Raw genomic sequence first — 10380 nt, forward strand, 5'->3', positions numbered from 1 at the left:
GCCAGTTCCATTTCTGCCATGTAAACAGTTGCGACACTGGGTTCCTTGTTAGCGTGGCAAGATGACGGAATGCGCAGCCACCATCTTGAGATTAAAAAGCGGGGCCCAGCAAACGCTGAGCCCCGGAACCGTCACTTAAACTTATGCGCCATCGCCATCGTCGCCGATGTAGCTGGAGCTGAAGCCGCCGCCGACAACGGTCATATCAACAGTGTTGCCAAGTACGTTGGCACCCTGAACGATCGACATGTTGAAGGCCGTGGTGTCAATCTGCGAGGCAGCCGAGGCGAAGGATTCTCCGGTCACGAAGCCGTCGTCACCATTGCCCGAACCCCATTGCCCAGCATCTCCACCAGCACCGCCGGCACCGCTGTACGCGTTACCGCCAGCACCACCGGTGCCGCCACCGGCTTGAACGCCACCGACAGTTGCTTGGCCACCAAAGGCATTCCCAGTGTCTCCACCCCAGGAGTGACCGCCGTAGCCTTCACCACCAGCACCCGCATTGGCAGTATTGATGCCGCCGTTGCCTTGTGCATTGTTCAATGCCGCAGCCCAGGCGCCTGCGTCACCGCCGTCACCGCCGTTGGCATTTCCACCGGTACCAGTACCGGTGCCTGAGCTGTGAGCGAGACCCATTGAACCGGCATCGCCGCCGTCTCCACTGTGGCCAAGGCCAAGCCCAATACCGCCGCCGAAGGCATCAGCATCTGCCGTTCCAGTGGTACCGCCGCCTGCGATGGGGATACCAAACAGGCTTCCCGCAGAGCCGCCATCCGCGTCGCTGGAATCCGCATCAGCGCCTCCTAGGCCAACGCCAACACCGATGCCACCTGCATCACCGGAATCACCTCCAGTTGCACCAGAACCTGCACCGGCCAATCCAAGACCGAGACCCGCACCGATCGAGGTTGCATCACCGCCGTCGTCACCATCAGCATCACTGTCTGAATCAGCACTGCCAAGACCGAGACCGAGGCCAACGGCTGCAGCATCACCACCGTCTGCCCCTGTACCTCCAGCTGCGGACGACCCGCCGCCGGCACCGCTTTGACCACCACCGGCAGTCGCCGCGCCTGCGATACCAAGACCACCCAGAGCTCCAGCACCGTTTGCTGTGCCGCCTTGACCACTATTGCCACCAGCAGCACCCGCATCAATACCATCGGCGGAAGTTGCTGTGCCGCCAATCGAGGTATTTGTTTGGTTGATCGTACCGCTGTTGCTAACGTTACTCAGCGAGTCGTTGTCATTGAGGTTATTGGATTGGGCATTGACCGTACCCGCATCATTGCCAGCACCATTCAACGCATCATTGAGAATATCATCGAGGTCAAGATCATTGCCTGGGTTATAGTCAATGTCGCCCTTGGCCATAATGAAATCATTTGCAGACGCATCTTTTAAGTCAATGTCAGCAAAGTCGTCATCGTTGGGCATATACCCTTCCATGTTCATGCCAACGTCGACCCCAACAGTTGTATTGCTGTTGTTGGTCATACCAGAGTTGTTGGTCGTCGCACTGGTATTGCTGGTCGTGCTGTTGTTATTGGTATTGCTGTTGTTGTTGGTATTGGTATCGTTCGTCATCGCGTTGTCTGAATGATTACCATTCAGGTTCCCGTTCAGGCCAAGGTTGGCGTTCAGGTTACCATTACCATTACCATTGCCATTCCAGTTTTCAGAGGTCTGGTCTTGAGTGGAAGTTTGATCTTGCTCTTGATCAGAGAACTGGCCTTGACCTTGCGCTTGCAGTCCAAGCTGGCCTTGACCCTGCGCCTGGAGCTGGTCCTGCTCCTGATCTTGAGTGCCGCCGCCAAAATGGAAAATATTTCCAAGGTTGTACTTATTGCCCATTGTATTTCTCCCGTGGGGCACATGCCGGGCCGCTGCTCATTTCAAAAGCGACCATAGGGATGTGCATTTCTGTTGAATTTGAAGTTGCTTCCGCGACAACCCTAGATCAGGGTTTTAGAACGCGGCTTTCCGGTGATGTTTAAGGATAAGAGCGCCTCCCTTATTTGCTTTACTTGCAAGATGACGGGAACGACGAAGCCTCCGCTGAGACCCAGACATTCGGAACCGCCGACGCACCCTGAGTGTGGAGCACGTCATCACAGTATGGTGACAAGGCTGAATATCTCTAAGATCGACGGAAAAACCTATCTGGCCAATAGGTTTAGAGCGCACATAAATCGCTTAGTAAGCTGATAGAATTGAAGAATTCATCTGGGTAAGGAGAATGCAAGACAAAGAGTGTATCAATTTTTGACGCAGAAACCTACGCCTTTCGATTTAATAAAGCAGGATGACATTAACCTTAAGTTGAAAATTTGGCCTTCCAGGAGAAATATGACCATAATTAGGCATTTCGTGTTAATATCTAGCCACAAAGACGTAGAATCTCTACTCGCTAAAAATGATTTCTTATTAACATGTAAACAAAGATTGCTGATTTATCACAGCGCAAAGAATACGCAATGAGGCAGACAGGCATAGAACGTTGTAGCCAGACTAGGGACAATGCTATGCAAGAAATTGAATTCAAAAGAACCGATAAAATCTCCTGCTATTTTGTAGGGAACTCGCATGATTTTTCAGATACATTACTTACACTGGCTCGAACAAAATTTGAGAATATCGACTTTTTCCGGTTAGCCTCTGTCGAAGAGCTTTTAGAGCTATCAATCTGTCGCCCGGATCGGGTTCGAAGCATCATTCTAAATCAGTCTATGGCTGTCGGTCTAAAAACCGTGCTGCCCATGCTGCTGGAGCGCTTTTCCAATGCCACAGTGGCCTTGTCCTATCGGCAAGCTAAGCCGATCCGGAATATCCTGAACGACATGAGAGCGACCCGGCCACTCCTTAACTTAGCCTTCCTGCCAATGAACCGAGACGTAGATTGCTGGCTGACCCTACTACAGCTTCTCATCTGCGGAGAAAACTACGTCCCTTCAGAGCTTTACGAGTCCGCTGAGGGGCAGACCCCACAGCCGATAGAACCATGCGAGAAACACACAACTTCGCTCCACACCGCCGTTCAAGATTCTTTAAGCCTGCGTGATCCAGTGATTAAGGTTTCTAAGAATGATCTGACAGGCCGAGAAATGCAGGTACTAACCTGCGTCGCTGAAGGTAAGCAGAACAAGATCATTGCTAGTCGCTTGGGGCTCTCTGAGCATACTGTAAAGCTGCACATTCATCACGTGATATCTAAGCTCGGCGTTAATAATCGTACAGAAGCAGCCGTTTGGTTTTTGGAGCAATCCAAAATGGAAATGAGACCGGGATGAAAGAGAAAGCTGGCCGACAGTTGCAGTTTGATGACTTTCTTCTGCTCGTCGGCAAGCTCAACTATACTTGGACCAACACCGAAAGCCTACTGATCCACTTCATTGCAGGCTTGTCTGAGGTCGACAAAGAAACGGCAACGGTCATTTTCTTGACCTTAAACACCACCCGCGCGCGGATTGACCTTGTTGAACGGTTGGCGAAATTAGAGAGAATCTCACCCAACCAAAGAGCGGCGGTTCTCGACATCACGAGTCGTATTTTAGGGCAAGCCAGACTACGGAACCGCTACAATCACTGCATCTATGCTTTTGACGCGGATGGTGAAAACCCCCGTACAATCTTGATGCGCATTGCCGACCGCAAGGACACGTTGAAGATGGGACAATCGCATCCCCTAAACGACGCTGCGGCCGAAGATATTGAAGCCGCTATCAAAGAGTTGGCCCTCATCAACCACGCGATTTGGCAAGTCATTCAGCGGTTCGACTTCCCGCGCTGACCCGCTCAAAGCTCAAGCCTGAGCAGGCTAACCCTATTGTTAGCTTCACAGGTAAGATTTTGATTTTAAACTAGTATCATAGACACTGTGCCAGCGCCGAGTTGTCGCATCATGCAAAGTCGCTGCGTCAAAGTATCTATGCAGCCTTGATCGACACCCTTCGCTCAGCTGCTTGGAGCTAATGGTCTGATACTGGAGGAAATCCTATGAGCTTGCACAGACCTAAGTTGTATTCGAACCGGACCATATCCAGAGGTCCCAAGGCTGGACGCCGCATTTTGGTTGCAGGCGGCGCTGGTTTTCTCGGGAGCCATTTGTGTCATACCCTTTTGCATGACGAACATATCGTCATTTGCATGGATAACTTTGAAACCGGCAGGATGTCCAATATTGGGATTCTACTAAGTGATCCCAATTTCATATTGGTACGGCATGACATTATCGATCCCTTGCCAGATATTGGCCCTGTTGATGAGATCTACAATCTCGCCTGTGCAGCCTCACCACCGAAGTATCAAATAGACCCCATCCATACGCTCAAGACCAACATTTGGGGGGCCATAAACCTTCTGGAACTTGCAGTATCCTGTAATGCAAAGATCCTGCAATCCTCGACCTCAGAGGTCTACGGCGATCCGGAAGTCTCTCCCCAATCGGAAGACTATAGAGGTCGCGTAAATACGATGGGTCCTCGGGCCTGCTATGACGAAGGCAAGCGCGCGGCCGAAACCCTGTTTTACAACTACTACAAGGCAAGAGGGGCCCGGATACGTGTCGCACGGATCTTTAACACTTATGGGCCTTCGATGTGCCCAGCCGACGGGCGGGTCATCTCAAACTTTATGGTGCAGGCCCTGTCAGGCGCACCCCTTACGATCTACGGAGATGGCAATCAAACTCGATCGTTTTGCTATGCGAGCGACATGATCGCAGGCCTTATGGCTTTGATGGCCGCACCAGATAGCTCGGTTGGACCCTACAATCTCGGCAACCCAGAGGAATTCACTATAGCTGCTCTTGCCCACAGCATTCTTGAGATCCTCGGCCTCCCTCCCATCATACATTATCTGGACCTGCCGCAGGACGATCCCAGACAACGTTGCCCTGACATTACAAAAGCGAACAGGGACCTAAACTGGGCACCGCGCACTTCTTTGGCGGATGGGCTGAGCTACACGATGCCCTATTTTGAGACTGAGCTGCGGCAGATGAACCCTGCGCTAACCGCGGAATGACCGTCTCGACTGGCATATGTGTGACAGGCGGCGCAGGCTATATTGGAAGCCACGCATGCTATGCCCTTGGCACCGAGGGGCGAGCCCCATTGGTTGTCGACAACCTGACAACCGGTCATCAAGGTGCCGTTCGATGGGGACCGCTCGCCCATATCGATCTGCGCGATACGCCACAGCTCACAGAGGCCTTATGCCAGAATAACATCAGAACCGTTCTGCATTTTGCCGCCTCTGCCTATGTGGGGGACTCTATGCAGGACCCGATCAGTTACTACGACAACAATGTCTATGGAATGATCTCTCTGCTGCAGGCCTGCTTAGCTGCCGGCGTGCGCCGCTTCATCCTATCCAGCAGCTGTGCCACCTACGGTATCCCGCAAACCGTTCCTATTGCGGAAACAACTCCTCAACACCCGATCAGCCCCTATGGACAGAGCAAATTGATCTGCGAAACCATGCTGCGCGATGTCGCGGGGCAGGCGGGTATGGACTTTGCAATATTGCGGTACTTCAATGCCGCAGGGGCAGACCCAAGCGGCGCCCTCTGCGAGGAGCACTCCCCCGAAACCCATCTCATCCCACTGGCCCTCGCCGCCACGCTTCCGCAGGGGGATGCGCTGGCCCTGTTCGGGACAGATTACGACACGGCCGACGGCACCTGTGTACGCGATTATATCCACGTAAGCGATCTGGTGCGCGGACACCTTATGGCATTGGCACATTTGGAAAAGTTCGGCGGCAGCCTGGTGTTGAACCTTGGCAGTGGAAGCGGTGTGTCGAATATGCAGGTCATTCAGGTGGTCGAGGAAGTGACCGGTGCCAAAGTAAAACTGCGTAAAGCGCCTCGGCGGCAGGGGGATCCGCCAAAGCTGATCGCAGACATCGATCAAGCCCGAGAAGTTATAGGCTTTGATCCAAGTCACTCTGACATCCATACCATCGTAACAGACGCAGCGCGCAGCTTTGGCCTATTGAAGGTGCAAAATGCAAAATCTGCCTGAACATAATCCGCAGTTTTTCCGCCAGCCCCTCCTGAAAGGGAAGGTGAAAATACGCTATGTTCTGTTAGCCAGCCTATGGTTGGCCACCGTCGCCTTCTTTTGGCACTGGTGGCTGCAGCCAGAGCATGTCACCGCTTGGTATCTCTATGCCCCCGTCACGCTTTGTGTGGCATGGCTCTTTTTTATCCAAGCCTATTTTCTTAACCTTTTTTTGCGATCACATCATACGACCGGCACACTTGCCCAGCTAGGCTCATGCAGGGTCGCCATGGTCGTTACGAAAGCGCCCGCAGAGCCCTTTGAGGTCGTCAAAACAACACTTAAGGCCATGCTCGCCCAAACAGTAGCCCATGACACTTGGCTGGCAGACGAAGACCCTAACCCTGAAGTCTTGGAATGGTGTCGCGCGCATGATGTTCACGTCTCCACACGCAAAGGGGTCGCAGCATATCACAACAAAAGCTGGCCCCGGCGAACGCGATGCAAAGAAGGCAACCTGGCCTATTTTTACGACCATTATGGGTATGAGCGCTATGATATCGTATCCCAGCTCGACGCTGACCATGTGCCCGAGCCCACCTATCTACACGAGATGCTTCGTCCCTTTGCAGACCCAGACATCGGCTATGTAACAGCGCCCAGTATCTGCTCGCGCAATGCGTCTCAAAGCTGGGCCGCACGAAGTAGGCTACACACAGAAGCTGTCTTTCACGGCGTCGTACAGGCGGGATATGCAAATGGCTGGGCGCCCATGTGTATTGGCTCACATTATGCCGTGCGAACAAAGGCGCTGCGCGCTGTAGGCGGGCTCGGCCCTGAGCTCGCCGAAGATCATTCTACGTCCATGATCCTCAATGCTGGGGGGTGGAAGGGCATGCATGCCATCGATGCGATTGCTATGGGAGAAGGCCCATCCACGGTGGCCGATCTCATCGTGCAGGAGTTTCAGTGGTCACGGAGCCTAATGACCATTCTGCTCCAGCACACGCCACGCTATTTTGCAGGTCTTTCAGCAGGCCGCAGGCTACAGTTTGTTTTCTGCCAATTGTGGTATCCACTACTGGCCGGGTTCATGGCTCTAATGTTTATGCTGCCTATCGCAGCACTCGTTTTCGACGTGCGCTATGCCAACATTACCTTTCCCGCATTCTTGGTTCATGCCTGGCCCTCCATCGTTGTCATGATCACCCTTGTGTTATGTATGCGGGCCGATGGGTTCTTCCGCCCCCATGATGCCAAGGTGCTGGGGTGGGAGAAAATGCTCTTTGCCCTAGTGCAGTGGCCATGGGTGATCTTAGGGAGCCTCATGGCCGTACGAGATACGCTCACAGGAAGCTTTGTCGATTTTCGTGTGACACCAAAGGGCCAGCAGGATGTGCCGATGCTGGGGTGGAGGGTTCTATCGCCCTACTTAATCTTGGCGCTTTTTTCCCTGCTCCCGGTGTTGTTGATAGAAAGGGCGGAAGAAGCTGCCGGTTTTTACATCTTCGCCCTCGTAAACGGCACACTCTACACCACCGTCTTCGTCGTCATTGTTGTTAAACATCTGAGCGAAAACCAATTGGGCGCCGCGGTATGGAAGCCACGAGCCGTCGCGCAATTTACCTGTGTGGGGTTGTCAGCGGCCTGCATTGTTATCGCCGCAGGAGAGCGAGGCCATGCAGGCTTAGTCGCGCTTACCGAAACACGTAGCGCAGTCCGTATCTTCACACCCACTTATGTTGTGACCGGCGCGGGGCAGGGCGGACAGGGCTCTCCTTATGTCATGGTTTATAATCCCCGTTGGTGGTCGCAAATGCTCAATGCAGTCCCCCTGAAAGGAGGCAAGAAATGAAACCCCTTCATATGTTCACCCCCAAACAAGCATCTTCTCTTGGAGTTGTATCGTTCCTCTGCGCGCTTGCCTTTGGAACCGCGGTGACCGCGCAAACCGTCCCCCCAGGGGACCTCCCGTTCGGTGTCTATGACCCGAATGGCGACTTTTCGGAGCTGGAAGGGGTTTCAATCGAACATCTCTTCCTCCCGTGGGAAGACGTATTGCTGCCTAGCCTGTTTGAGGCAGAAACCTACGCAAAAGAGCGCGACCGGACTCTGCTTGTCACAATTGAGCCTTGGACATGGTCCCGCGACGACCGAAACAGCCCTACAGTCCTGCGGGAAGGCATTCAAAATGGCACCTACGATGCAACCATGCAAAACGTCTGCTCTGCTTTAGGTCAGCTTGATATTCCGATGACGATCCGTTGGGCCCAGGAAATGGAGGACCCTAGCGGCCAGTTCATTTGGTCTAATTGGCGCCCAGAAGACTACATCTCTGCGTTCCGTCGGATGAACGCAATTTGCCGCAGCAACGCCCCAACTGCCCGCTACATGTGGTCCCCGCTCGGATACGAAAACCTCGCAGACTATTATCCCGGTGATGATGTCGTGGATGTTGTGGGGCTCTCGGTGTTCAGCTTCGAGCCGTGGGAAGAAGCGATACTTGACCAAGCGCAAACTTTCGAGGAGATCTTCGGACCTCGATATGAGCGTGCAGTGACCTTCGGCAAACCCATCATGGTCGCAGAGCTTGGGTTTTCTGGCGATGCGGAGCATGTTGCACAGTGGAACGCTGATGTTAGGACGATGAGTGCGTCTTATCCCGAACTCGAAGCGGTCGTCTATTTTGCGCAAAAGGAAGTTTATCCTTGGCCGGACGGCTTTGGTTATCCCAATTGGCGGCAAACCGCCCATGTCTTGCCAGGGGGGCGCTAAGTAGCTTGGGAAACACTCTCCTTATAACGACTTAAAGAGCTCTTCTCGCAAGCCCACAGCGCTCTGAAGGCGCTACTTGCCTCTGTAAAATGCCGATCCCAAGTACAAGGTGCATAGACCAGACGCATGGGCGCCTTGACCGTAAACATCATATCCGCATAGTTGCTCCATTATCATTCGAGGCAAGCCAACATCAGAAAGGCTTGCCCGAGTTTGAGGAGAGCAGTTGTGGACAAGAACCTGGCACGCCGGTCCCGGCGCGGTATTTTGGCATTTTCAGCGATGTTAGCAGTCGTTTTCGGCACCGGTTTTGCCGGGCACGCAATGGCGCAGGCAACTAAGACTGCGTCCGCTGGTTCCGGCACGGGCGGCTATATTTGCACCCCCGCAGGCTTTGGTCAAAAATCCAAATGTTATCGCCGCTAACACGGCAATAACTAACGACATTCATGAATGTCCCACTGCGTTCCAGGAAAAGACTTCTTGGAAGCGGGTTAAACAGCACTGCAATGGTATCAACACCAGCATCAACTTGGCGGGCAGCGCTAAATTGAGTTCTGGATACGATGTCCAATCACCAAAAGAAAAAACAGGGAGACGCAGGCCTTGGGGGAGAAGGAAGGCCCGCGCCATTTCTCAGCGTAGCGGTGGGAGACCGCCAGAGAGAATATCGCGTTTATGGGTCAATCTTGTTCCCAGAGGTGTTCACGCTCGTAAGGTTTTCGGCCACGACATCCGCAAAGGTCGAAACCATAGCAACATAGAAGTCAGCCTCTGTAGGCAGTATGTTAACAAAACCCTCAGGTGCGATCGTATCTCCGGTGTAGGCCGAAATTCTTACAGGAAAGCTTAGTCCTGCATTCTCTCCCGTCGGGCTGGTGATATTAACAACACCCTCCAGTTCATTAAACTCTCTACTTTCAGGAAGCATCGTCGCACCATTCAGTGCAATCTTACGAATGTCGATCCTGATTTGCGGATCGGCACCATCGCTGCTCAATGGCACACGTTGAGCGACCTCTCCGCGCAAGTCCTCTTCGATGTCGGGATAGAAATCTAACGCGTTGCTCTCGGAAGCAGTAGCGACAGTAGCCTCGACATCAATCTTAGAAATACGAAGGTCTTCTGAGGCATATGCGGCCCCGCTGAGCGCGAGAGTGCTGACACTGGCTGCAAAAACAATAGTCTTAAGCTGAGCAAACATGATGTACTCCTGAATGCAGTTTACTGCCGCAGGCCATTCCTGAAGCAATAGGTACTCATGGAGAACCTCCAAATCCCTAACTAGTTCCCCTTTACAGAACGCACACCGCCGGTGTGCCTCGCGCCCCCTGTGAACTCACGCTGAAGTGCAGCTCCTGATATGTCGTTTTACTCCAACCGGTTCTGTATTTCCATCAGGTTGCTTTCAAAGACCACAGCGGGCGTCCGGTAGCCAAGGCACTTGCGCGGCGTTGCATTGAGGCGGTGGCAAATCGACCTCAAATATCGATTTGTCAGCGCCGTCGGTGCGGTTGATCTTGGCAGGTATCGACGCAGCCTGTTGTTCGTATTCTCAACAGTGCCTTTCTGATAGGGCGCTTGCGGGTCACAGAAC

10 protein-coding genes are annotated in these 10380 nt (G+C 53.2%); 7 read left to right on the forward strand and 3 right to left on the reverse strand.

Annotated features, from left to right (window positions below):
• Positions 1-141: 141 nt before the first annotated feature.
• Positions 142-1857, reverse strand: a complete 1716-nt coding sequence (locus J3456_RS18725) for a hypothetical protein (RefSeq protein ID WP_349581738.1) — start codon at positions 1855-1857, stop codon at positions 142-144.
• Positions 1858-2528: 671 nt separating this feature from the next.
• Between J3456_RS18725 and J3456_RS18730 the strand changes: the two genes are divergently transcribed.
• From J3456_RS18730 to J3456_RS18760, 7 genes are all read left to right on the forward strand, one after another.
• The gene (locus tag J3456_RS18730) at positions 2529-3293 is read left to right on the forward strand and encodes a response regulator transcription factor (RefSeq protein WP_349581739.1); all 765 of its coding nucleotides are present in this window, start codon (positions 2529-2531) and stop codon (positions 3291-3293) included.
• Positions 3290-3793, forward strand: a complete 504-nt coding sequence (locus tag J3456_RS18735) for a hypothetical protein (RefSeq protein WP_349581740.1) — start codon at positions 3290-3292, stop codon at positions 3791-3793. Before J3456_RS18730 ends, J3456_RS18735 begins: the two co-directional genes overlap by 4 nt.
• A 206-nt stretch (positions 3794-3999) precedes the next feature.
• Entirely contained in the window at positions 4000-5028 is a 1029-nt protein-coding gene (locus J3456_RS18740) for a UDP-glucuronic acid decarboxylase family protein (RefSeq protein ID WP_349581741.1), read from the forward strand.
• Positions 5025-6029 carry a UDP-glucose 4-epimerase GalE gene (gene galE, locus J3456_RS18745; RefSeq protein ID WP_349581742.1) on the forward strand — a complete coding sequence of 335 codons (1005 nt, stop codon included), beginning with the start codon at positions 5025-5027 and terminating at the stop codon, positions 6027-6029. The genes J3456_RS18740 and galE overlap by 4 nt, the downstream gene beginning before the upstream one ends.
• Entirely contained in the window at positions 6013-7863 is a 1851-nt protein-coding gene (locus J3456_RS18750; protein WP_349581743.1) for a glycosyltransferase family 2 protein, read from the forward strand. The genes galE and J3456_RS18750 overlap by 17 nt, the downstream gene beginning before the upstream one ends.
• Positions 7860-8783 (forward strand): glycoside hydrolase family 26 protein, encoded by a 924-nt coding sequence (locus tag J3456_RS18755; protein WP_349581745.1) that lies wholly within the window; start codon positions 7860-7862, stop codon positions 8781-8783. The genes J3456_RS18750 and J3456_RS18755 overlap by 4 nt, the downstream gene beginning before the upstream one ends.
• Positions 8784-9011: 228 nt before the next feature.
• Positions 9012-9209 carry a hypothetical protein gene (locus J3456_RS18760; protein WP_349581746.1) on the forward strand — a complete coding sequence of 66 codons (198 nt, stop codon included), beginning with the start codon at positions 9012-9014 and terminating at the stop codon, positions 9207-9209.
• Positions 9210-9459: 250 nt separating this feature from the next.
• On the opposite strand, the gene J3456_RS18765 is transcribed toward J3456_RS18760, so the two are convergent.
• The gene (locus J3456_RS18765; protein ID WP_349581748.1) at positions 9460-9987 is read right to left on the reverse strand and encodes a hypothetical protein; all 528 of its coding nucleotides are present in this window, start codon (positions 9985-9987) and stop codon (positions 9460-9462) included.
• A gap of 167 nt (positions 9988-10154) precedes the next feature.
• On the reverse strand, positions 10155-10380 hold a 226-nt coding region (locus J3456_RS18770), incomplete at its 5' end, for a transposase (protein WP_502989525.1).

This window comes from Sulfitobacter sp. NFXS29 (assembly GCF_040148765.1).
Taxonomy (GTDB): Bacteria; Pseudomonadota; Alphaproteobacteria; order Rhodobacterales; family Rhodobacteraceae; genus Sulfitobacter.

Coding starts and splice junctions, on each gene's coding strand:
- J3456_RS18725 (WP_349581738.1), bottom strand. CDS start 1,857: ATGGGCAATAAGTACAACCTTGGAAATATTTTCCATTTTGGCGGCGGC.
- J3456_RS18730 (WP_349581739.1), top strand. CDS start 2,529: ATGCAAGAAATTGAATTCAAAAGAACCGATAAAATCTCCTGCTATTTT.
- J3456_RS18735 (WP_349581740.1), top strand. CDS start 3,290: ATGAAAGAGAAAGCTGGCCGACAGTTGCAGTTTGATGACTTTCTTCTG.
- J3456_RS18740 (WP_349581741.1), top strand. CDS start 4,000: ATGAGCTTGCACAGACCTAAGTTGTATTCGAACCGGACCATATCCAGA.
- galE (WP_349581742.1), top strand. CDS start 5,025: ATGACCGTCTCGACTGGCATATGTGTGACAGGCGGCGCAGGCTATATT.
- J3456_RS18750 (WP_349581743.1), top strand. CDS start 6,013: ATGCAAAATCTGCCTGAACATAATCCGCAGTTTTTCCGCCAGCCCCTC.
- J3456_RS18755 (WP_349581745.1), top strand. CDS start 7,860: ATGAAACCCCTTCATATGTTCACCCCCAAACAAGCATCTTCTCTTGGA.
- J3456_RS18765 (WP_349581748.1), bottom strand. CDS start 9,987: ATGTTTGCTCAGCTTAAGACTATTGTTTTTGCAGCCAGTGTCAGCACT.